Consider the following 21,652-nt stretch of genomic DNA (forward strand, 5'->3'; position numbering starts at 1 on the left):
CACAATGAATGGCATATGCGGTCCATGTGAGTGGCGTTACATTTCTCACTTGCTTGGCTGATTGGCAAAACAACTCTCACGCCATTGACGGTGAGAATCCCACCGTCAAATTACGTGAGAAGCAACAATGTAGACTAGATCCGGCTTATTGCTTACTTTTGCCGTAAAGGTGAACTGGCTACCAACCGATGCTTCTTTTGGTGCTACATTGTAAGATGTTATCTGCGGCTTATCTGTTGTCTCTCCAACTTGTTTAACTTCTACTGTTTTGCTTAGCTCGCCCTTGGTGTTAGTTAAATCAGTTAACACGATCTTGACCTGGTATGTCCCCGGTGTCGTGTAACTAATATCCCATGGCTGGAATTTTTCGGTTGGTGGGCTTATAGTTTCTTTCAGATATTCGGTGTCGTTTTTAACAACATAAAATTGTACTTGCCTGATACCCGCATCTGCTTTGCCTGTAAACCCTATGGGTACGAGATTGTTATTTTGCCCAAGGATGATGGGGTTCCCATTATTGACAATAATGCTGTTTACCTGGGGACCGCTTGTAGAGCTTGGTTTTACAACGAAATAACCTTCTTTATTAGTCTCCCCGGCTGTATTCTCCGCCCATACCCTGTATTTTCTTTGATATGTGCTGGGCTGACCGGATGTACTTATCGTTTTTGCTAATGCGTAAGTTCCCTCATTGCTGCTAGAGCTTTTTAATTGCATGGCAAAATTACTCTTGCAAGTGTCTTTGCTTAACCAGTCGCCCTCTCCATCGTCAAACTGGATGTAGACTAGATCCGGCTTATTGCTTACTTTAGCCGTGAAGGTAAACTGGCTACCAACCGATGCTTCTTTTGGTGCTACATTGTAAGATGTTATCTGCGGCTTATCTGTTGTCTCTCCAACTTGTTTAACTTCTACTGTTTTGCTTAGCTCGCCCTTGGTGTTAGTTAAATCAGTTAACACGATCTTGACCTGGTATGTCCCCGGTGTCGTGTAACTAATATCCCATGGCTGGAATTTTTCGGTTGGTGGGCTTATAGTTTCTTTCAGATATTCGGTGTCGTTTTTAACAACATAAAATTGTACTTGCCTGATACCCGCATCTGCTTTGCCTGTAAACCCTATGGGTACGAGATTGTTATTTTGCCCAAGGATGATGGGGTTCCCATTATTGACAATAATGCTGTTTACCTGGGGACCGCTTGTAGAGCTTGGTTTTACAACGAAATAACCTTCTTTATTAGTCTCCCCGGCTGTATTCTCCGCCCATACCCTGTATTTTCTTTGATATGTGCTGGGCTGACCGGATGTACTTATCGTTTTTGCTAATGCGTAAGTTCCCTCATTGCTGCTAGAGCTTTTTAATTGCATGGCAAAATTACTCTTGCAAGTGTCTTTGCTTAACCAGTCGCCCTCTCCATCGTCAAACTGGATGTAGACTAGATCCGGCTTATTGCTTACTTTAGCCGTGAAGGTAAACTGACTCCCTGCTATTCCTTCCTCCGGTGTTACATCAGAAGATTTTATCTGTGGCTTATCAACACTTACGATTTGCTTGACTTCTACTGTCTTGCTTAGTTCCCCCTTGGCGTTATTAGAATCTGTCAAAACGATCTTGACCTGATATGTCCCCGGAGTTGTATAACTAATATCCCATGGCTTAAATTTTTCGGTTGGCGGTATTATAGTTTCTTTCAGATATTCGGTGCCGTTTTTAACAACATAAAATTGTACTTGCTTGATACCCGCATCTGCTTTCCCTGTAAATTCTATTGGTACGAGGTTGTTGTTCTGCCCAAGGATGATAGGATTACCATTATTAACTGTGATGCTTGTAACCTGGGGGCCGCTTGTATTACTAACTGTCACGGCACACTTCGCGTATTTACCGCTGCCGTCGACAGCCATGGCGGTGATGTTGGCTGTCCCCGCGCCTTTTGCTGTCACTTTGCCATTGCTGTCTACTGTGGCGACCGCGCTTCTGTCGGAGCTCCAGTTTACTCCTTTGTTGCTTGCGTTGCTGGGTGTCACGCTGGCTGTCAGGCTTTTTGTTTCCCCGACTTTCATGCTCAGGCTGCTGGAGCTCAAGCTTACATTGGTTACTAATACTGGCCCGGACGGTACCTCTGTCACTGTCACGGCACACTTCGCGTATTTACCGCTGCCGTCGACAGCCATGGCGGTGATGTTGGCTGTCCCCGCGCCTTTTGCTGTCACTTTCCCGCTGCTGTCTACTGTGGCGACGGCTTTCTTGTCGGAGCTCCAATTTACTTCTTTGTTGGTCGCGTTGCTGGGTGTCACGCTGGCTGTCAGGCTTTTTGTTTCCCCGACTTTCATGCTCAGGCTGCTAGAGCTCAAGCTTACATTAGTTACCGGTACTGCTGTTGCCGCAAATAAGGTAAGTGGATATGCAAATATAAAAGCAAATAAAATCAAGCACGAAATAATTTTTTTCACTTATAACTCCCTCCTAAATATTCTAACTAGTTACTTCCTCAACCCAAGTTGAAAAATGTTATCGCACCCCCAATTTTCCATTAAGTTAGTTGCCCGGTAAAAACTGGATTCTTTAACGGTACTAAATTACAAAGCTCGTTTCTCATAGAATTAAAAATTTTCTTATGGGAATTAGTTAGTGAATTTATTTATTAAGAATAACCTCATAATTTTAACGATATAATTACAAAGTTTTTCGCTTCAATTTCTCTATAAGAATCTGTATTCTGGAACGCGCTCCTAATCCCCTGACTTAGCGGGAAGAAGAGGTCGGATTTAAACCTACTCATCCAATAGGTGCATAAACTGTTATGAGTCAAGATAGACTCGCTTCCTCGCCCCGGTTCCTTGCCAAAACACCAGAAAAGAGAAAGTTGAGTTATTTATTTTAGTATCTACTATACTCAACCCCTAATATCTGCAATTTTCCAATCCTATCATTTGTATCAGGGTGAGTAGAGTAAAGCGCCTTCCATAACCCATGTGCGGGCGGGTGTTGAGCTATTATGTCAAGTGTAGCTGTTAGTCCATGGCCGTAGCCAAGTTTGAACGCAAATTCATCTGCCTCAAACTCATTTTTACGGCCAGAATATAGTACAAGCAATTATGTCAAGCGCTGGCGTATTGAAGTGTTTTATCGCACGGTTAAACAGGAGCTGGGACTCACAAACTGCCATTCACGGTCGAAAGAAGCACATTTTGCACACATGGAACTACTTTTTACCGTAGAAACCTTATTATGCTACGCAAGGTGGGAATGCAATAAAGAAGGCGCCGAAGAAGCCCTATCCCACCACGAAATGGTTAGATACTTATTCAACGCCAGTCATCGGATTTGCTGTTACGAGCAACAAATCCAAGTCTATTTTGACACAACTGGCGATCGGTTTTCAAGGTTCATCGAAAAATTTTGGCCTCCACATCCATTTTTACGGTTGTGGGACCGGTATTATTTACCTAAAACTGCATAACTCATGTATTGAAGACGAAATTGAAATAATCAATACGTTGGATATCTTGTTAACTCTCTCAATATTAATCAGCTTTTATATACTCTGGAGAATACTACGGGTCGCGGGGCGGGAAGCGGCTATAACAGCACAGGAGCAAATGGCGCTTGAGATGCAGGATCGCATCTACGCCATCCGATCTCAGCGCCACGATTTTATCAATCACATCCAGATTCTCTCCGCGCTTTTAGAGGAAAAAAACATACAAGAAGCAGAAATATATATCAACAATATTAAAAGAGATCTCGACAGGCCTGTTAATTGCTAATAGAAGGAGGCATCAGATCTTAACAAATTGTTATCTGGGTTGGTCAGGGGTTACTCCTGATAAGGATACAGGCACTAGTTTTATCGTCATGGTACATGCAAATATATATATCGCTAATTTAATAGTTCACTCGCAAGATTGCTTATTTGGGGGTTACAGGCAAAGATGGGGGAACCAGAATTAAAAGTTGTTATTGCAGAGGACGACGAGCCTATCTGTAATCTTTTGAAAAATTACTTGTCTTCTTTTGAGGAAGTTGCAGTGGTGGGAACAGCAGCAGACGGGGAAAAACTGATAGAGGTTGTTAAGGCAACATCTCCTGACGCTGTTTTTGTCGACATTCAGATGCCGGGTATAGATGGTCTCTCGGCAGTTCACCAGTTACAGAACGAATTTACCTCACTTTTCGCAGTATTTGTTAGCGCCCATACCCATTACGCCGTTGACGCTTTTAATATGGACGCCGCGGATTTTTTAGCAAAACCCTTTACCAGGGAAAGGGTAGGAAAAGCCCTGCAAAAATTAAAGCGATTCAAAAAAATGATTGATAAAACCCGTAATAACAATACTTCCGCTACTAATATGGCTGAAACAGACAACAGCAACCAGATCATGCTTAAATGCGGGCACGGAATTGTGCTGGTGGAGAAAGAGAACATTATCTTTGTTGAAAAGTTGGGAAAGAAAAGCATTGTCCATACTACCAGGGGATCTTTCGAAACCGCACATTCCCTGGTAACCTTTGAAAAATCCCTAAACAAACCCAACTTTTTTCGCTGTCATAAGAGCTTTATCATTAATGTAAAGCTGGTGGAAAAAATATCTCCATATGCGGACAGGGCATATGAAATAAGCTTTTATAATTATAACCAAACTGTAACCATGCGCAGGGAAAAGTTCGAAGAATTTTGCAGTCTATTTAATGGTAATACTTTATAAGCTTAATTACGTTACATAATTTTTAAGGAAATCTTCGGGCGACAGCGCCTTAACAGGCGAGACGGAAAAATCCTTCTGGTTCCGAGTAATGATGCAATCGACCTTTCCCCTTTTGGCGCAGGCGGCAAGCAAAGCATCCTCATAATCAGGCATTGGCATTTCTAGTGCCTTCTCGCAGTCGGATCCGGTAACGTCTAATATTTTGAAGAGCGTAAAGAGCTTCAGCAAAGCCTGCCTACATTGGGTATTGTCATGTAAATGCTTATGCAGCAAATAATAAATGTCGGTCACGCTGTTGGCGGTAATGCATGCTGTGATCTTATTTTCGGCGGTTAAAAAAAACAGCTTTTCTGCCGATTCGTTGAAAGGAGCGCGTGAAACCAAGGCGTCCAGTATGACATTGGTGTCAATCAATACGTTCACGGCGGCTCAAACGCTCCTCTCTTGCCCGTTCCAAGGAAGCGCCGGCGGGCAGAATGCCAAACAGCGATTTGGCCATTTTCACTTTGTCCTGATTAGTATTGGTAAGCTTTGCGACGCTCTTTCCGTTTTTGGTAATGTAAATGTCCTCTTTGGAAGCGAGCGCCAGATATTTCCCGATGTTATTTTTAAACTCAGTGGCAGTGATTAACATAGGATAACCTCCCTTGTGCGAAATATTATATTGATATCTTCATTATTATTATACGCAAATCGTGCGATTTAGTCATAAAAATGTTCGATTATATAAATTTTATTTGCCTAACCAGTAATTTTGACCCAGTCAAATAAGCAAACAAGAGACAGCTTTAATAAAAGCTCTCTCTTGTCACTAGTCATTATCATTTGAGCCGTTGGTTTAATATCTTGGCGGTTTATGAAGAAAACAACGCTTCCACAAACTCTTCGGCATTGAACGGCCTCAAGTCCTCTATACCTTCACCGATACCGATTAGTTTCACGGGAATATTTAAGGCCTGGTTTACAGCTATCACTACGCCACCCTTGGCACTACCGTCCAGTTTAGTTAGGGCTATCCCGGTTATGCCGACTGCTTCGCTAAATTGTTTGGCTTGATTGACAGCGTTCTGGCCGGTTGTGGCGTCCAATACCAGCAGCACCTCGTCGGGCGTCCCAGGTATTTCACGGTCTAATACCCGGTTAATTTTCTTCAATTCTTCCATTAAGTTGCTTTTCGTATGCAGCCTGCCGGCGGTGTCGATAATTAAAACGTCAGCCCGGCGCGCCCTCGCAGCCTGCAAGGAATCGAAGGCGACTGCGGCGGGATCGGCCCCTTCCTGGTGCCTGATTAATTCCACTCCTACACGGTTGCCCCAAACCTCCAACTGGTCTATGGCAGCGGCGCGAAAAGTGTCCGCGGCTCCCAATATTACTTTCTTACCTTCTGATTTGCACCAATATGCCAATTTTCCAATAGTTGTGGTTTTGCCCACCCCGTTAACTCCAACAACGACAATCACTGTCGGGGGATCGGCGCGGTAATTTATCGCTGAACCACCCTTTTCCAGCATGTCGCTGACCTGTTCTTTCAGTACTTGTTTGAGTTGCCCGGCGTCTTCCAGCCGTCGCTCCCTGGCAGCGCGACGCACCCTCTCCACTAGTTCAAGGGCGGTATTCACTCCGACATCAGCTTGGATCAACAATTCTTCCAGCTCTTCAAAAAGATCTTCATTGATAGCTTTGTGGCGGTGAACCAGGTTATCTATTTTTTCAACAAAACCCTGACGGGTTTTGGTAAGGCTTTCTTTTAAGCGGTTAAAAAAACCCATTAATCTGTTATTTTCCTCCGTTTTTATTAATTTAACATATTATTTAAAATTCCGTTAACGATATCACTTGCTGATTTTTGACAGCGCTGATTTAGCTGCCCGTTGCTCCGCGTCTTTTTTGGAACGGCCGGTTCCCGTGCCGAACATTTGACCCTGGTAGATCACACCTGCTGTAAAAGTCTTATCGTGATCAGGGCCATCTTCTTTCAAAATTACATATTGCACCGTCTCACCGCCGCGTTGCTGCACCAGTTCCTGCAGCTCAGTCTTATAGTCCCGCTCCAACCGCCCTTCCATGACGTCACTTATGACCGGCGTCAAACAGCGGATGGCGATCTCGGCAGCCCGGTCCAGTCCCTGGTCCAAATAAACCGCTCCCAACAATGCTTCAAAAGCGTCGGCGAGTATTGACGGGCGCTCCCTGCCCCCGGACCGCTCCTCTCCTTTACCCATACTTAGACAAAGGCCTAATTCCAAACCGCCGGCGACTCTCGCGAGGGAAGGTTCACAAACTATCGCCGCCCGCAATTTGGTTAACTCTCCTTCATCCCTTCCCGGATTATTCCGGTACAAATAATCGCTTACAGCCAGTTCAAGCACAGCATCGCCCAGAAACTCCAGACGCTGGTTGTTCTCTGCCCCGGTATGGCGGTTTTCGTAAGTAAACGAACTGTGCGTCAAGGCTACCGAAAGCAAGTTATCATCCCGCCAGTCCATACCAAGCCGCCTTCTCAAGCGGGACCGGCAGTCCTTTATTTTAGACACCGGGCTCATCCCCTAAACCCTATTAGGGTGTTAGTTTAATAATATCGTTTGAATATCAAGGTGGCATTATGCCCGCCAAACCCGAAAGAATTGGATAAAGCCACATTCACTTCAGCTTGCCTCGCCGTGTTGGGAACAAAGTCCAAGTCACAATCGGCGTCGGGGTACTCATAATTTATTGTTGGCGGTATAATCCCTCTGTTGATGGCTAAAATACATACGGCTGCTTCCAGGCCGCCCGCCGCGCCCAACAGGTGGCCGGTCATCGACTTCGTTGAACTGACGGCCAATTTCCGGGCATGTGCTCCGAATACACTTTTAATTGCTGTTACTTCAGCTTTATCACCAGGGGGAGTGGATGTCGCGTGAGCGTTGATGTAATCCACCTTTTCAGCTTCAATACCAGCGTCCCTGATCGCTTCCAGCATCGAATTGGCCGCCCCGCGCCCCTCAGGTTCCGGCGCGACCATGTGATAAGCGTCGCACGAACTGCCGTATCCGGCAAACTCGGCATAAATCCTGGCCCCCCTGCTCAGGGCGTGATCCAGAGTTTCCAGCACCAATATAGCCGCGCCCTCACTCGACACGAAACCGTCCCTATGCGCGTCGAAAGGTCTGCTCGCTTTTTCCGGCTCATCGTTATTGGTTGACATGGCCTTCATGGAACAGAATCCGGCCATTGCCAAAGGAGTAAGCGGGGCTTCGGTGCCTCCGGAAATCATTACATCCGCATGGCCCCACTGCAGCATTTTGAAAGCGTCTCCCAGCGCGTTGGAACTGGAAGCGCACGCCGAGACGCTGGTGATATTCGGACCGTACAGGCGGTAATTGATAGCCACCTGCCCTGCCCCCATATTGGCTATCATCATCGGCACGAAATGAGGACTGACCCGGCCGGGTCCTTTCTCAGCCAATACTCTGGCTTGTTCCTCCAGTGTTTCAATACCGCCTATTCCCGACCCGATGATCACTCCAATCCGGTTTCTGTTCTCCTTTTCCAGGTCAAGGCCCGCGTCTTCAAGCGCCATACCGGTAGCCGCCACCGCGAATTGGGTAAAGCGGTCCATACGCCGGGCTTCTTTTTTATTTAGGTACTTGGTGTAGTCAAAATCAGCAACTTCACCCGCTATTTTAGTGCTGAAACCAGTCGTGTCAAACCTGGTTATCCGCTTGATCCCGGAAACCCCGCCGGTTATAGAGGGCCAAAACTGCTCCAGCCCCGTACCTACCGGAGAGATGATCCCCAGGCCGGTAATTACAACCCGCTTACGCAAGATAGACTCCTCCCTCTTCAAAAAAGTCCCGCGGTTACCCCCGGGACTTACGACTACTTAAAATTACTGGCGATCCTGGATATATTTAATAGCCTCGCCTACAGTACGTATTTTTTCCGCATCCTCGTCGGGGATTTCCAGATCGAATTCTTCTTCAAGAGCCATAACCAATTCAACAATATCTAAGGAGTCAGCTCCCAGGTTATCGACAAAGGACGCCTCCGGTATAACTTCATCTTCTTCCACACCCAATTGTTCAACAATAATGGATTTAATTTTGTCAACTATTGACATGATGAACATTCACCCCCTTTCGCTGCTTAACCAGAATCAGTTTATTTCTCATACATAACAAACTATACACATAACATCCCGCCATCCACGTTTATGGTCTGCCCAGTGATATATCCGGCCACATCAGAAGCAAGAAACGCCACCAACTCGGCCACTTCTTCCGGACAACCGAACCTGTTTAACGGAATCTGTTCCAGCATTTTTCCTTTAACATTCTCCGCGAGCGCCATAGTCATCTCCGTGTCGATATAACCAGGCGCAACAGCGTTAACAGTGATATTTCGTGAGCCAAGCTCTTTGGCCATGGCCTTCGTCAGGCCAATCAGACCCGCTTTAGCCGCGCTGTAATTCGCCTGGCCGCTGTTACCGGTCAAACCGACTACCGAACTGATATTTATAATGCGTCCGTAGTGGTTCTTAAACATATTTTTAGCGGCGATTTTTATACAATTGAAAGCTCCCTTCAGGTTTGCCCCGAGAACCGCGTCCCATTCCGCTTCTTTCATGCGAAAAACAACGTTATCCCTGGTTATGCCGGCGTTGTTCACCAGGATATCAATTTTCCCGAACTCCGCCAGGGCTGCTTTTACCATGGTTTCTACTTCTGCTTGACTGGATACGTCGGCCTGGTAGACCAGCGCACGTCCGCCGGCGCTTCTGATGGTTTCCGCCACTTCCGCCGCCGCGTCGGCCCTGCCCGCGTAATTTATCAACACCGCCGCCCCTTTTTCCGCTAAATTAAGGGCGATAGCCCGTCCAATACCGCGGGAAGCTCCGGTGACAATGGCAGTTCTGCCGTTAAGAACCATTTTAGCCAACCTCCCCGACAAGCGCAAGGGCTTTTTCCAAAGAAGCCGGGTCTTCAATATTGCATACTTGCAAATCCCGGCTAATTTTCTTCACCAGACCGCTCAAGACCTTGCCGGGACCAATCTCGACAACGGTTGTCACTCCGGCGGAAACGAGCCGGCGTACACTCTCCTCCCAGCGAACCGGACTGTAGACCTGGCGAACCAATAAAGCCCTAACATCCTCCCCGGTGCGGACAAAATCAGCAGTAACATTTGCCACCACCGGCACATCCGGATCAGTGACAGATGTTTTGTCCAGGTCAGCAGCCAGTCTTTCACCGGCAGGCTTCATCATGCTTGAATGAAAGGGGGCGCTAACCGTCAAGGGTATAAAACGCTTGGCCCCGGCTTCCTTGGCCAGCAGCCCGGCAGCCTTTAATCCGTTGTTATCCCCTGCCACAACCACCTGGCCGGGACAGTTCAAGTTTACCGCCTCGACAATTCCAGCGTTGGAAGCTTTCCGGCATACTTCCTGGACCTCTTCGCCGGACAGTCCCATGACAGCGGCCATCCCTCCCTCACCGAGGGGAACAGCTTCCTGCATGTACTGGCCCCGCTTGCGCACCAGCCGCACAGCATCTTCAAAGGATAACGATCCCGCAGCCACCAGGGCGCTGTATTCACCCAGACTATGCCCCGCCACGGCTGATGCCGCCAAACCGCCTGCCTTTTTCATCACTTCCAGGCAGGCCACACTGACAGTCAGAACCGCCGGCTGGGTGTTGATCGTTTTGTTCAATTCCGCTTCCGGCCCGGCAAAGCACATTTCAGAAATAGAAAACCCCAGAGCCTGGTCAGCCTTTTCAAAAACAGCGCGAGCTTCCGGATAGTTTTCGTAAAACTCCCGGCCCATCCCCACACTTTGAGAGCCCTGGCCTGGAAAGACAAAAGCCACTTTCAAGATTTTTTCACCACCAGTTTGCTAATATTGCTAATTACTTGTTCGGCTTCTTCCAATGTTTCTAAGATAATATCGCGGGAAGTTTGAATTTTGCCTGCCATGGCGCAAACTTGTCCGGCCATGACCGTACCGTTTTCGACATTCCCTTCAACCATGGCCGCCGCGAGGCTGCCCACGCCTAACTTTTCAAGCTCATCCGCCGGCACTCCTTTATTTTCCAGCTCCTTGTATTTCCTGGTGAACTTGTTTCGCAATGATCGCACCGGATGTCCAAGTGAAGCGCCGGTGATCGTCGTGTCTCGATCTTTGGCTTTAATAATCGCTTCTTTTACATTTGGGTGGATTGTGCATTCACTGGCACACATAAAGCGGGTACCCATTTGCACTCCCACCGCTCCCAGCGACAGCGCGGCTACAAACCCCCGGCCGTCGAAAATGCCGCCGGCCGCTATCACCGGAATATCAACAACATCCACCACCTGCGGAACCATGGCCATGGTAGTTATATCCCCGATATGCCCCCCTGATTCCATGCCTTCGGCGATCAGGGCGTCAACACCGGTGCGGGCCAGCCTTTTCGCCAGCGCTACCGAAGATACCACCGGTATTACTTTCGTGCCCACCTCCCGCAAAGAAGGAACGTATTTGCCGGGATTTCCCGCACCTGTGGTAATCACAGCCACAGGCTCTTCCTTGAGCAGGGTCATTATGTCTTCCAAATAAGGTGAAAGCAGCATCACATTGACGCCGAAAGGTTTTTTGGTTAATTGTCTGGCCAGAAGAATTTGCTTCCTGAGCCAATCAGCAGGCATAGTGCCCGATCCGATAATTCCGAGCCCGCCCGCTTCAGAAACCGCAGCGGCTAATTCGGCAGTGGACACTCTGGCCATACCGCCCTGAATAATAGGGTACTCAATATCCAACAAGTCACATAATGCGGTACGGAACAATACCCCCCGCCCCCTGTACAATAATTTAAAATCATTTATTATAATAAAAAATAACTATAAAAAGAATATACCATAAATTTACTTACATGAAAAGTATTACCATTTAATTACTACTGCGCCCCAGGTTAAACCCGCACCGAAACCTACCACGACAACATGGTCGCCTTTATTAATCCTGCCGCCACGTACAGCTTCTTCCAACGCCAGCGGTATTGAGGCTGTCGATGTATTACCGTACCGATCCACGTTGACCATTACCTTTTCCATAGGTACGCCTAGCCTTCTGGCAGCCGGTTCAATGATCCGGATATTCGCCTGGTGGGGGATAAAAAAGTCAACATCTGATTTATTAAGCCCGGCTTCAGCAATGACTTCTTCAGCAGCCTCCCCCATAACTCTGACCGCGAATTTAAAAACTTCCCTACCGTTCATCTGCAAATAATGAAGCCTGCTATTTAATGTATCACTGCTGGCCGGACGCCTGGAACCCCCGGCTGGAAGCAGCAGGTGGGGTCCTCCGGAACCATCGGAGTATAGCTTGGTAGCTAAAATACCCTCCCCGGTAGATACCGGCCCTAAAACCACCGCGCCCGCGCCGTCACCAAAAAGCACACAGGTGCTCCGGTCTTTCCAGTCAATGACTCTGGACATGGTTTCGGCCCCAATCACCAGTACTCTCCGGCAGGCTCCGGCAGCGATAAACTGGCTGCCCACGGTAAGCGCGTAAATAAATCCGGTACACCCGGCCGCCAGGTCAAAGGCCCCCGCCTTTTTTTTAACTCCGATTCGGTCCTGCACCAGGCAGGCGGTAGCCGGAAAAATCATATCCGCCGTATCTGTGGCGCAAATAACCAGATCAATTTCTTCAGGCGCTGTCCCCGCATCAGCAAGCGCCCGCCTGGCAGCATTTGAAGCCAGATCCGAAGTGGCCTGTTCCGGTCCGGCAATCCTTCTTTCGCATATTCCACTCCTGGAACGAATCCATTCGTCGCTGGTATCTACCATTTTCTCCAATTCTGTATTGGTAAGAATTCGCTCCGGTACATAGGTCCCAATCCCCAAAATTCCGGCATTAACCACTTCCCTGTGCATTGGCGCAATCAACCTCTTTCTTTTCGGCAAACGTAATACTATCCCTGATAGAGTCCACCAGATAATTATCAACTGATTCCATCGCTACCCTAATCGCATTTTTTATCGCTTTAGCCGTGGATCTGCCATGGCAAATTACCGACACTCCGTTTACCCCCAATAAAGGAGCACCGCCGTATTCGGTATACTCAATCCGTCTTTGAAATCCCTTTAAGGCCGCTCCGGCTAATACAATACCTAGTTTTGCCAAAGCGCTTTTGGCAATTTCTTCTTTCATAATTTTGAAGAGAGATTCTGCCAGCCCTTCCCCCGTTTTTAAGACAATATTCCCTAGAAAACCGTCACAAACCAGTACGTGCGCGGTACCACGGAAAATATCCCTGCCCTCTACATTGCCGATAAAATTAATTCCCGCTTTTTGCAGCAACGGAAACGCCGCCAGCGTTGCTTCGTTTCCTTTAGTTTCTTCTTCACCGTTGCTCAAAAGGCCAACTCTGGGATTATCAACTCCAAGAATCTTTTGAGCATACAGGCAGCCCATCATACCGAACTGGAACAAATTATGCGGTTTACAGTCCACATTGGCTCCAATATCCAAGAGCAGGGTGAAATCTTTCTCACTTGGCAGCACCACGGCTATAGCCGGACGGTCGATACCCTTGATCCTGCCGAGACTGAGCAAAGCTGACGTCATGGAAGCGCCGGTGCTGCCTGCCGACACTACAGCGTCGGCTTTGCCTTCCTTGACCAACTGAGTCGCCATAACTATTGATGAATTTTTTTTACGCCGCACAGCGACAGCCGGGTGATCTCTCATCTCGATCACCTCGGGAGCGTGGACAACGTTCACCAGATCAGTTGCCGCGCAATTCCCGAGTTCGGCGCGCACCTGTTTTTCATCTCCCACCAAGGTAACAGCCACCCCATACTCTGCAACAGCCTGCAGCGCGCCCCTGACTATTTCAACCGGGGCATTGTCACCGCCCATAGCATCCACAGCGATTTTCACTGCGGTACCTCCTCCGCTATCGCGAACACTATAAATTTACCTAAAAACACAACTTCCCCCTTAACATATGAGGAAACTTTTACCATGTATTTATTCCCTTTATTTGATTTTATAACCGCTTTTGCCAGTACTTTTTCTCCACAGTAAACCGGCTGTTTAAAACTCACCCTGGAAATACCGGTTAAAGCCGCTTCGGCATTGATTACCGCGACGGCCAGCGAGTTAGCCTGCGCAAAAAGATAATGGCCTCTGAGAACTCCTGTTTTACTGAGCGTCATGTCGGAGGTGACATACAGGATTGACGTCCCGTTGTGACCGACATCCAAATCCAGCAGTTCCCCCACTACTTCCCCTCCGGACAGCGTCCTGGGTGGAGTTCCCTTTCCCATGGCCACATTTTTTAATCTTTGCCTGTGCTCCGGTATTTTTAATACCGTTCTGTCCAACCTAACCGTCTGTATGCTGACCTTAAGGATTTGTGCCAGATCTTCATCGGTCAAAAAGGGGTCCCTGTCCAGATACATGGCAAGACGCCGCAATCTTTCAATTTTACCGGCACTTTCCCGAGACACAACCCCTCACCCTCAAAACTGAAATATATTTTTAGTACCAGGTGCTAAAAATAGTATAATGTACTAGATGCCGCTTGGCAAGCAAATGGAAAAAAATAAGCTCAAGGTCTTGCAACCTTAAAGCTTATAATAAAAATTCTTTGACTTATTTCATCTCTACGACTTTTCTGGCTTTATAATACCCGCATTCCGGGCACATGTGGTGAGGCATAATCATAGCACGGCACTGCGGGCAACTTACCAGCGCCGGTGCTTCCAGTTTCACATTGGCTGCGCGCCGTTGTCTTCCACGCTGTTTGGAAGATCTCCTTTTTGGTACTCCCATTGTTAACACCCCTTACCTTTTCTCGCATTTTACCAAAATATAAATTGTTACTGATTAGTATCTTTCAACAACTTCTTCAAAACACTAAAACGCGGATCTGTTTCTTCGTTTGAGCAATCGCACCGGCTTTTATTAAGGTTGCAGCCGCATCTTGGACACAGCCCCTCGCAATCCTCGCGGCATAATGCTTTCATCGGCAACGAGAGAATAATGCTGTTTAAGACTTCAGGAGTGATATCAAGAATATCACCGCTGAAAGACACAACTTCCCCTTCATTGTCTTGCGACGCTTGGGCATATGTTTCGCGAAAAGGAACTTCGAAGATGTAGTCGTATGTATCCAGGCAACGGCTGCAATTAAGAGTTAACTTGCCGGACACTTCTCCCTCGACCACTATTGTTGAGTCATTGTTAGTGGCAACCAGATTGGCTTTTACCGGACCGGGGAAATTCATACTTTCCCCCTGCAGCTCAAAAGAGGGCAATACCGCTGACAAATTGAAAGGTTGAAAATCCCCCGGCGCCTTTTTCAGCATACCGACATCCAGTTGCAACATAAAGTTCCACCCCATATTCAACATGAAGAATTATATATAAGATATCGCAGCTTTGTCAAGATTTTTCCTGTCTTTCGGCAAATCAGTTTTCAATACCTTGTAAATATATGACAAACATTTTTAACCAATACCTTAATAAAAAAACATAACCCTATGAATTAATTAATACATTTTAAATTATTAAAGGAAAGGGGTAAGGAGTGAGGAGTATGATATATCCCCGTAAACTGCCAGGTCAATCAAATGATTATTATAGGCTGTTATGGACGACACTAGCGGTTCTTTTCGTGCTATCGATGGTAATTCAGCCGCGTATCGCGTTTGACGGCGCGGTTATGGGGTTAAAAACCTGGTGGAATATCGTTTTCCCTTCGCTCTTGCCTTTTTTTATCGCATCCGAACTGTTAATGAGCTTCGGGGTGGTCCATTTTATGGGAGTGCTGCTGGAACCGGTGATGCGCCCGCTATTCAACGTGCCCGGCGCAGGCTCTTTCGTAATGGCTGTCGGCTTCAGCAGCGGCTACCCGATTGGCTCCATGGTTACCGCCAGGCTTCGCTCACAAGGGCTATGCACCAGGGTCGAGGCCGAGCGGCTGATGTCTTTTACCAATAATTCCAGCCCGCTCTTCATGCTGGTCGCGGTCGCGGTGGGCATGTTCAACAATCCCGCGCTTGGCTGGATTATTGCCGGCGCGCATTATTTGTCCAATATTACCCTGGGTTTTATCCTGCGCTTCCATGCCCGCAACGATGTTGAACGCATACCCGAACCGTCCGCTAAAAGCAGCGGGCTGATAGGTCATGCTTTCCGGCAGTTGCTTCAAGTACAACGGCAAGATAATCGCCCGTTGGGGAAAATTATTGGGGATGCGGTGCGCAACGCCGTTACCAACCTGCTTAACATAGGTGGATTCATCATCCTTTTCGCCGTAATCATTAAAATGCTGACTGCCGCCGGTTTTATTAACAGCCTGGCCAGTTGCCTCGGCGTCTTTCTTCTACCTTTGGGATTTTCCCCGGAGATACTGCCAGCTTTGGCCAGTGGCTTTTTTGAAATGACCATTGGCTCAAAACTGGCCAGTGAGACGACGGTCCCGTTGCTCCAACAGGTGGTTGCCGTGGGAATGATCCTGGCCTGGAGCGGTCTGTCCGTACACGCCCAGGCGGCTAGTATGATCAGCGATACTGATATCCGAATGCACCCCTTTATTATAACCCGCGTCGCCCACTGTTTTCTCGCTGGCTTGTACAGCTACATTATATTCCAATTGTGCAGCCCTTTGGAACCGGCCACTGCGGCGATGGCAACCGTGGCCAAGTGGCAGAATTTTAGTTTTATTATGTTCAACCTTAAACTATTCGGCCTTTTCATTATTTCCCTGGTGATAATAATTCTTATCGCTTTGATGCTCAATCTTGTCAGCAATATTAAGATATTGACTTGGAAAAACAAATAATATTGGCTATCTTTGGTGCTGCTAGGAGTTCTATTGTCTTCCACTTATCTACGTGATATACTAATTTATGTGGAGGTGATTGAGGTGGAGTACCAGAATATTACTCTATCCATTCCCAAGAAAATATTGAAGAAGGTCAAGCATATAGCGGTGGAAAAAAACACGTCGGTATCCGGGTTGCTGTCACGGCACCTGGAAGATATTGTTGAAAAGGACGGAGCATACCAAAAAGCAAAAACCAACCAAATAGAGCTCATGAAAAAAGGTTTCGATTTAATATGCAAAGGCAAAGCTTCATGGACCAGGGAGGATCTGCATGAACGCAGATAAGGGGCGTCAATTCGTCGACACGAACGTTTTTGTGTATGCATATGACAAAGAAAATGGAATAAAACAAAACCTGGCCCGGAAGTTAATAACCAATCTTTGGGAAAACAACAGGGGATGCGTCAGCATACAGGTTTTGCAGGAACTTTACGTAACGGTGACAAAAAAAGCGTCAACCCCCTTGCCGCCTGAGACGGCGTTAAAGATTATCTCTGATTTGGGTGAATGGACCCATCATGTCCCTGGTGTCGGGGATATAATTGAAGCCGTTTATTTTCAACAAAAGTACGGTATTTCTTTCTGGGATGCAATGATTATAAACAGCGCCTGTAAAACCGGCTGCACCGTCCTTTGGACGGAAGATTTGAACAGCGGACAGGTTTATGGGAACGTAACGGTTCAAAACCCGTTTGACCGGAAAGACTGAAAAATAGCTCTTAAGGAACCCTACACATACTGCTACCCAACCGGAGTATTTCCTCTTCGCTAACATTGCCATCCATAGACACAAAAACATCACTATCAATCCAAGCCAGTGAAACACGCTGATTTTTGTAAGTAATTAACGTTGCCTCTTGTCCATTGATTCTTATTTTCTTAAGAACGGCATCCTCGTTATCAAAAGAAAGACCCTGGCTAAAGCCTTGTGTGATATTGGTCTGTTGAATGTTAATTTTACGGTTATCGTTTGCAGCCAGTTTTATTAAAACATCAGTAGAGTCACCAAGTTTATCCATTGAAAGAGACTTAATGTGATATTCTTCTAGATGATCAACGGGCAAAAGAATTTTAAATGGTGCGGATTGAATCTTTTCGATAATATCCGGACTTAAGTTATTTATGTTTTTACCGGTAGAGCTTTTGTCAGCATAATCGGTACCGACAGTTTGAACTTTTCCAACTATAAATGATTTAAAAAATTCTAAAGACTTTAAACTTATAGCCCTAGCCTGAACGGGAAACAATAAACTTAATAAGATCCCAACACAGAATAAAACAGGAACTATTATAGCAATACTTTTTCTTATAAGAAAATAGTCTCTTCGCGGAAAATATTTTCCTTTAAATTTAACCCATTCCCTATCCAGATTGATCTCCTTTGACAACTCTTCGTTAATATTTGCCTTCGCTGCCTGTGTTATAAGGTCGTCCATTGCGGTTTTAGGATTCATTAATATCTTCACCTTCCCCTAATCCTTCAATAAATCCTTTCTTAATCATTTCTCTCTTAATCTTATCTCTAACCCGATACAAAATAGACTTAATTGTACCTTCTGGAATGTTCAAGATGGACGATATCTCCTTTATTTTCATGTCCTTATAATAGTATAAAACAATGGTAGCATGATAAGGTTCTTCTAAACTTCTTATAATTCGCCGTATTTCCATAATAATTTCCTCATTCTCAACTATAGATAAAGGGTTGATTCCCATATCCTCAAAGTCGTTAATATCATATGGTTTTTCCTTACCCATTTTTTTAAGTAAATCAAACACAGCATTTCTTGCTACAGTCTTTAACCATGATTCCAGCTTACCCGAGTCTTTTAGCTGGTCAAAATTATTTATGGCCTTGAAAATAGTTTCTTGGGCGGCTTCTTCAGCTATAAATTTATTATCACAGTATTGGTAGGCGGTATAATATGCGGTTTTATAATAATTTTTAAAAATGAATTCCGCTATTTCATAACGATTCTTATTTTTGTCAAATGGGAAAAAACTCAAAACACATTCCTCCAGTTTATCAGCTACAGGATATATTTCGACAGAATTCAGAGGTATCCTTTAATACTTATACAATAGTAATATATTCTTGGGTTCTATATGCATATTGATGAAACTTGTCGAAATTAGTCTAATAATGCGAAAAAGAAATTCCGGCATTCTATAATTATAGCTAAGCCATAGTAAGTAAATCAGATTATGAAGAGAAATTGCAAGATGAATGATAAATTAATTATTATAAAAATTTCTATTGGCATGCAACCATTGTTGATATTAACAGTCTATTATATAAAAACAAATTCAAGGAGGATTTTTATGAGAAGATGCTATAGGCTCATGATTTTGATTTCAATGTTATTGTTTCTGTTGTCGTCTAGCCTTGCAGAAGCAAAAAACGGAGGGGACGGCGTTGTTACTCCACAGTCATTTAATTATTTATCAAAAGCCCAAAGCTTAATGTTTGTTAACACTAATAATACTATAAGCGTTAAGGGAGAAACCGGAGCATACACAGACGTTGAAAAAATCGCAGTCACTGTTTATCTTGAAAAATATAATGGCACTGGCTGGATTGTGGTAAAGAGATGGGATAATTGCAACTATTACGATTCAGATGTCATTTGCACAGGAACCTCTGGGACCCTTTCCTCTGGAACTTATAGGGTCAGAAGTTACCATCGAATAGATAATAATGGGACTATTGAAACAACTAATTCATATACACACCAGCAAACAATTTGAGCATTACCTTCTAAATTTATTAGGATTTACCTTACCATAAAAGGGGGGTTGAATCCAATTTCAACAACAATAAGGGGGTGAATCCGATGGACAATTTTTAAGTGGTTCGTGAGGCAATCCGGGGAAGTCGCAACAACAAGCACATGCATTTAGCCTGCACAAACCACTATTTAAATATACCGGTACTAACAATTTGTCTAAATGTTAACAAGTAGATCCGATTTCAACTACATGCTAGTATCGCAGTATCCAGAAAAATCAATATATTGTGGTGTTAATTTCCTGGACAGCTTTGCAAATTACAACTTTTGGTCTTTGAAAATTGATTTAATAAAAAACAATTAAGGAGGTTTTATAAATGAAAAGGCTTACTATTCTATGTTTATGTGTCGCTTTATTATTAAGTTTACCATTTGCTGCCCATGCAAAAAACTTTGATGTTGTTCCTACTTCAAATGATCAAATCGAGGTAGGAGATACTTATGGTAAAGGAGACGGAGAATTAAAAATTTTTGATAAAGATGGAAACTTAATAATCCATAAAAAAGGAAAAATTGATAAGAGCATTATAAGTATAAAAAGCACTCAATTCGATAACGGTAATTATGGAGGAGTTACAGATGCTTGGTGGTACTATTATATTTTTGGTTGGTTAACTGGTTCTGGGCCTAAAGCTGAAGGAACAACATATACTTATGCACATGATGGTAATTCTGATTATTTATCTGCATACGTAAAACTATATGTAAATGGCACGAAAAAAGCTGAGGATTCAGCTAGTGATACAGATGTTGGTGAAGTAACAGCTTATTGTGATCATTTATATTATAGCAATGTTGGTGGACCAATCTTACCTTGCAGAGCAACTACTTCTCATAAGGTAATAGACTCAAAATATGGATGGAATGCTTCTTTCACTACAGACGATAGCTTTTAAAAACTATTAATAAAGAGCATTTTATTCATAACTCTATTACCTCTTTTTACCTGGTCTAAAAAGATGATTTAACTTTCCTGTTGGAGAACCTTATAACAGGTCCCCAAATTTGTTAATAAGGATGAAATACCAGCGGGGACGTAAAGCCGGGGTGATTAAAACCTAATTAAGTGAATACTACAAGTAGACTAATGCCGCAAAAATATTTTGGTGTTAGTCTACTTAATTAATTCATCAAATATAAATATACTAAGGAAGCATACGAGGAGTATGAAAATGAATATAAAAAAACATTTTACTATCTCATTTCTTATCATTGCTCTTATATTAACAAGTTTTTGTTTAGTAACAAGAGCTAATAAAAGAATAGAAAATAAATCCGAAAATATAAATTTTAAGATATTAGATGAAAATGGTACCAGTTCCATGTTTATGAAAACCATTCAGAGTAAAATAACATTCTATTTGAAAATTACACCAGATATAAAAAAACCATATCCCGAGTTATTTACTATTTTTATGAACGGGAAACAAATTGAATGTTTATGGGATAATAATACAGAATATACAAGTTTATATTATACAACCATTAATCCCAATGAAGATAGACTTATAGAAATAACAATAAATAATATTCCAAAAGGCTTAAATACATTACAATTTGGGACTGTCTATTTACCTAATAAAATAGATTTTCAAGAAGAAGAATTATTTGATGAAAAATACAGTTTAGATTTAACCCCCTTTACAATAGTTCGGAATGACAATATAAATAACAATTACGATATAAATTGGTCTGAAGAATCTATATTTAATAATTATAATAAACCATCTTTTATTGATAAAAATATGCCTGTAGGTATAAGTGGGATATTATCTTTTTCTAATAATGACCTTACTTCAGATTTAATTTCAAATGTCAATGAATACAAAGAAATATATTATTATTGGCAAAATACCGATGAAAAAATTAGAAAAGTTCGTTATTCATTATTAATAGATTGGGAACAAGTGCCATGGCCTACGGGAGAAATGTTTATAGATGTTTCAGTAAATCCGGGAGATATTTTCTATAAAGATTTATTATTATCTGAAATAGTAAAAAACAAAAATTGTCAATTATCAATTGTTGCTTTTATTGATCCAGATAAATCATTTTGGTATTTTAATAATAATGAATTAAAAGCTAATCATTATGGTGCTCTATCCTATGCAACTTTAAGAAATATTATTTTATCATCTTAAATACCCTTGTCACAGGGAACGGTTCTCTGACTCAGTCCCCTGACTCATTGATCGCTTAAAATATTCTGAATTCTGACTCCTGACTCCTGAATACCTAAATAAATGAATACTGTTGGCGCTCCCGGCAAAACATATAAAAGACATCTGCCGG

Annotated in this window: 26 protein-coding genes; 8 read left to right on the forward strand and 18 right to left on the reverse strand. The window is 44.2% G+C overall.

Annotation, left to right across the window (positions count from 1 at the left end):
* Window positions 1-105 precede the first annotated feature (105 nt).
* Window positions 106-2,454, reverse strand: a complete 2,349-nt coding sequence (locus tag L7E55_RS06920; protein ID WP_277443377.1) for an Ig-like domain-containing protein — start codon at window positions 2,452-2,454, stop codon at window positions 106-108.
* 427 nt (window positions 2,455-2,881) lie between these two features.
* A complete protein-coding gene (locus L7E55_RS17695; protein ID WP_420852016.1) occupies window positions 2,882-3,097 on the reverse strand; it encodes a M48 family metalloprotease in 216 nt (71 codons plus the stop codon).
* A 263-nt stretch (window positions 3,098-3,360) separates the two neighbouring features.
* On the opposite strand from L7E55_RS17695, the gene L7E55_RS06925 reads away from it, so the two are divergent.
* Window positions 3,361-3,771 (forward strand): Spo0B domain-containing protein, encoded by a 411-nt coding sequence (locus L7E55_RS06925; RefSeq protein ID WP_277443378.1) that lies wholly within the window; start codon window positions 3,361-3,363, stop codon window positions 3,769-3,771.
* Between the two features lie 165 nt (window positions 3,772-3,936).
* Window positions 3,937-4,710: a LytR/AlgR family response regulator transcription factor gene (locus tag L7E55_RS06930; protein ID WP_277443380.1), complete on the forward strand. Its 774-nt coding sequence runs from the start codon at window positions 3,937-3,939 to the stop codon at window positions 4,708-4,710.
* 6 nt (window positions 4,711-4,716) lie between these two features.
* Here the strand turns inward: L7E55_RS06930 and L7E55_RS06935 are convergent, their stop codons facing one another.
* The 14 genes from L7E55_RS06935 to L7E55_RS07000 all read right to left on the reverse strand — a co-directional run bounded on the left by L7E55_RS06935 (window position 4,717) and on the right by L7E55_RS07000 (window position 15,069).
* Window positions 4,717-5,133 carry a PIN domain-containing protein gene (locus tag L7E55_RS06935; protein ID WP_277443381.1) on the reverse strand — a complete coding sequence of 139 codons (417 nt, stop codon included), beginning with the start codon at window positions 5,131-5,133 and terminating at the stop codon, window positions 4,717-4,719.
* Entirely contained in the window at window positions 5,117-5,344 is a 228-nt protein-coding gene (locus tag L7E55_RS06940) for a type II toxin-antitoxin system Phd/YefM family antitoxin (protein WP_277443383.1), read from the reverse strand. Before L7E55_RS06940 ends, L7E55_RS06935 begins: the two co-directional genes overlap by 17 nt.
* A gap of 220 nt (window positions 5,345-5,564) precedes the next feature.
* Window positions 5,565-6,479: a signal recognition particle-docking protein FtsY gene (gene ftsY, locus L7E55_RS06945; RefSeq protein WP_277443385.1), complete on the reverse strand. Its 915-nt coding sequence runs from the start codon at window positions 6,477-6,479 to the stop codon at window positions 5,565-5,567.
* A gap of 63 nt (window positions 6,480-6,542) precedes the next feature.
* Window positions 6,543-7,253 (reverse strand): ribonuclease III, encoded by a 711-nt coding sequence (rnc, locus tag L7E55_RS06950; RefSeq protein WP_420852017.1) that lies wholly within the window; start codon window positions 7,251-7,253, stop codon window positions 6,543-6,545.
* A 26-nt stretch (window positions 7,254-7,279) separates the two neighbouring features.
* Window positions 7,280-8,518: a beta-ketoacyl-ACP synthase II gene (fabF, locus tag L7E55_RS06955; protein WP_277443387.1), complete on the reverse strand. Its 1,239-nt coding sequence runs from the start codon at window positions 8,516-8,518 to the stop codon at window positions 7,280-7,282.
* A 63-nt stretch (window positions 8,519-8,581) separates the two neighbouring features.
* Window positions 8,582-8,812 carry an acyl carrier protein gene (gene acpP, locus L7E55_RS06960; RefSeq protein WP_277443388.1) on the reverse strand — a complete coding sequence of 77 codons (231 nt, stop codon included), beginning with the start codon at window positions 8,810-8,812 and terminating at the stop codon, window positions 8,582-8,584.
* 62 nt (window positions 8,813-8,874) lie between these two features.
* Window positions 8,875-9,621 carry a 3-oxoacyl-[acyl-carrier-protein] reductase gene (gene fabG, locus L7E55_RS06965; RefSeq protein WP_277443389.1) on the reverse strand — a complete coding sequence of 249 codons (747 nt, stop codon included), beginning with the start codon at window positions 9,619-9,621 and terminating at the stop codon, window positions 8,875-8,877.
* 1 nt (window position 9,622) lies between these two features.
* On the reverse strand, window positions 9,623-10,567 hold the full coding sequence (fabD, locus tag L7E55_RS06970) for an ACP S-malonyltransferase (RefSeq protein ID WP_420852020.1): 945 nt from the start codon (window positions 10,565-10,567) through the stop codon (window positions 9,623-9,625).
* Complete coding sequence (fabK, locus tag L7E55_RS06975) at window positions 10,561-11,514, reverse strand: enoyl-[acyl-carrier-protein] reductase FabK (RefSeq protein WP_277443391.1); 954 nt, start codon at window positions 11,512-11,514, stop codon at window positions 10,561-10,563. The genes fabD and fabK overlap by 7 nt, the downstream gene beginning before the upstream one ends.
* Window positions 11,515-11,610: 96 nt before the next feature.
* Window positions 11,611-12,606: a beta-ketoacyl-ACP synthase III gene (locus L7E55_RS06980; protein ID WP_277443392.1), complete on the reverse strand. Its 996-nt coding sequence runs from the start codon at window positions 12,604-12,606 to the stop codon at window positions 11,611-11,613.
* Window positions 12,587-13,615 carry a phosphate acyltransferase PlsX gene (gene plsX, locus L7E55_RS06985; protein WP_277443393.1) on the reverse strand — a complete coding sequence of 343 codons (1,029 nt, stop codon included), beginning with the start codon at window positions 13,613-13,615 and terminating at the stop codon, window positions 12,587-12,589. Before plsX ends, L7E55_RS06980 begins: the two co-directional genes overlap by 20 nt.
* The gene (fapR, locus tag L7E55_RS06990; RefSeq protein ID WP_277443394.1) at window positions 13,612-14,187 is read right to left on the reverse strand and encodes a transcription factor FapR; all 576 of its coding nucleotides are present in this window, start codon (window positions 14,185-14,187) and stop codon (window positions 13,612-13,614) included. The genes plsX and fapR overlap by 4 nt, the downstream gene beginning before the upstream one ends.
* A 145-nt stretch (window positions 14,188-14,332) precedes the next feature.
* Window positions 14,333-14,512 (reverse strand): 50S ribosomal protein L32, encoded by a 180-nt coding sequence (gene rpmF, locus L7E55_RS06995; RefSeq protein WP_277443395.1) that lies wholly within the window; start codon window positions 14,510-14,512, stop codon window positions 14,333-14,335.
* Between the two features lie 47 nt (window positions 14,513-14,559).
* Window positions 14,560-15,069, reverse strand: a complete 510-nt coding sequence (locus L7E55_RS07000; RefSeq protein WP_277443396.1) for a YceD family protein — start codon at window positions 15,067-15,069, stop codon at window positions 14,560-14,562.
* Window positions 15,070-15,278: 209 nt separating this feature from the next.
* Here L7E55_RS07000 and ylbJ point away from each other — a divergent pair, with 209 nt between their 5' ends.
* From ylbJ to L7E55_RS07015, 3 genes are all read left to right on the forward strand, one after another.
* The gene (ylbJ, locus tag L7E55_RS07005; protein WP_277443397.1) at window positions 15,279-16,526 is read left to right on the forward strand and encodes a sporulation integral membrane protein YlbJ; all 1,248 of its coding nucleotides are present in this window, start codon (window positions 15,279-15,281) and stop codon (window positions 16,524-16,526) included.
* Window positions 16,527-16,610: 84 nt separating this feature from the next.
* On the forward strand, window positions 16,611-16,856 hold the full coding sequence (locus L7E55_RS07010; RefSeq protein WP_277443398.1) for a DUF6364 family protein: 246 nt from the start codon (window positions 16,611-16,613) through the stop codon (window positions 16,854-16,856).
* Window positions 16,843-17,280 carry a PIN domain-containing protein gene (locus tag L7E55_RS07015; protein ID WP_277443399.1) on the forward strand — a complete coding sequence of 146 codons (438 nt, stop codon included), beginning with the start codon at window positions 16,843-16,845 and terminating at the stop codon, window positions 17,278-17,280. Before L7E55_RS07010 ends, L7E55_RS07015 begins: the two co-directional genes overlap by 14 nt.
* 10 nt (window positions 17,281-17,290) lie before the next feature.
* Here L7E55_RS07015 and L7E55_RS07020 read toward each other — a convergent pair whose 3' ends face one another.
* Both L7E55_RS07020 and L7E55_RS07025 read right to left on the reverse strand, forming a co-directional pair.
* Complete coding sequence (locus tag L7E55_RS07020) at window positions 17,291-18,025, reverse strand: DUF4367 domain-containing protein (protein WP_277443400.1); 735 nt, start codon at window positions 18,023-18,025, stop codon at window positions 17,291-17,293.
* Window positions 18,015-18,578 carry an RNA polymerase sigma factor gene (locus L7E55_RS07025; RefSeq protein WP_277443401.1) on the reverse strand — a complete coding sequence of 188 codons (564 nt, stop codon included), beginning with the start codon at window positions 18,576-18,578 and terminating at the stop codon, window positions 18,015-18,017. Before L7E55_RS07025 ends, L7E55_RS07020 begins: the two co-directional genes overlap by 11 nt.
* 216 nt (window positions 18,579-18,794) lie before the next feature.
* On the opposite strand from L7E55_RS07025, the gene L7E55_RS07030 reads away from it, so the two are divergent.
* From L7E55_RS07030 to L7E55_RS07040, 3 genes are all read left to right on the forward strand, one after another.
* Entirely contained in the window at window positions 18,795-19,319 is a 525-nt protein-coding gene (locus L7E55_RS07030; protein ID WP_277443402.1) for a hypothetical protein, read from the forward strand.
* A gap of 358 nt (window positions 19,320-19,677) precedes the next feature.
* The gene (locus tag L7E55_RS07035; protein ID WP_277443404.1) at window positions 19,678-20,256 is read left to right on the forward strand and encodes a hypothetical protein; all 579 of its coding nucleotides are present in this window, start codon (window positions 19,678-19,680) and stop codon (window positions 20,254-20,256) included.
* 276 nt (window positions 20,257-20,532) lie between these two features.
* A complete protein-coding gene (locus tag L7E55_RS07040; protein ID WP_277443405.1) occupies window positions 20,533-21,501 on the forward strand; it encodes a hypothetical protein in 969 nt (322 codons plus the stop codon).
* Window positions 21,502-21,652: the final 151 nt, after the last annotated feature.

Origin of the sequence: Pelotomaculum isophthalicicum JI, assembly GCF_029478095.1 — a bacterium.
In the GTDB taxonomy this organism is placed as follows: domain Bacteria; phylum Bacillota; class Desulfotomaculia; order Desulfotomaculales; family Pelotomaculaceae; genus Pelotomaculum_D; species Pelotomaculum_D isophthalicicum.

Coding starts and splice junctions, on each gene's coding strand:
- L7E55_RS06930 (WP_277443380.1), top strand. CDS start 3,937: ATGGGGGAACCAGAATTAAAAGTTGTTATTGCAGAGGACGACGAGCCT.
- L7E55_RS06940 (WP_277443383.1), bottom strand. CDS start 5,344: ATGTTAATCACTGCCACTGAGTTTAAAAATAACATCGGGAAATATCTG.
- ftsY (WP_277443385.1), bottom strand. CDS start 6,479: ATGGGTTTTTTTAACCGCTTAAAAGAAAGCCTTACCAAAACCCGTCAG.
- rnc (WP_420852017.1), bottom strand. CDS start 7,253: ATGAGCCCGGTGTCTAAAATAAAGGACTGCCGGTCCCGCTTGAGAAGG.
- acpP (WP_277443388.1), bottom strand. CDS start 8,812: ATGTCAATAGTTGACAAAATTAAATCCATTATTGTTGAACAATTGGGT.
- fabG (WP_277443389.1), bottom strand. CDS start 9,621: ATGGTTCTTAACGGCAGAACTGCCATTGTCACCGGAGCTTCCCGCGGT.
- L7E55_RS06980 (WP_277443392.1), bottom strand. CDS start 12,606: ATGCACAGGGAAGTGGTTAATGCCGGAATTTTGGGGATTGGGACCTAT.
- rpmF (WP_277443395.1), bottom strand. CDS start 14,512: ATGGGAGTACCAAAAAGGAGATCTTCCAAACAGCGTGGAAGACAACGG.
- L7E55_RS07000 (WP_277443396.1), bottom strand. CDS start 15,069: ATGTTGCAACTGGATGTCGGTATGCTGAAAAAGGCGCCGGGGGATTTT.
- ylbJ (WP_277443397.1), top strand. CDS start 15,279: ATGATATATCCCCGTAAACTGCCAGGTCAATCAAATGATTATTATAGG.
- L7E55_RS07015 (WP_277443399.1), top strand. CDS start 16,843: ATGAACGCAGATAAGGGGCGTCAATTCGTCGACACGAACGTTTTTGTG.
- L7E55_RS07020 (WP_277443400.1), bottom strand. CDS start 18,025: ATGAATCCTAAAACCGCAATGGACGACCTTATAACACAGGCAGCGAAG.
- L7E55_RS07030 (WP_277443402.1), top strand. CDS start 18,795: ATGAATGATAAATTAATTATTATAAAAATTTCTATTGGCATGCAACCA.
- L7E55_RS07035 (WP_277443404.1), top strand. CDS start 19,678: ATGAAAAGGCTTACTATTCTATGTTTATGTGTCGCTTTATTATTAAGT.
- L7E55_RS07040 (WP_277443405.1), top strand. CDS start 20,533: ATGAATATAAAAAAACATTTTACTATCTCATTTCTTATCATTGCTCTT.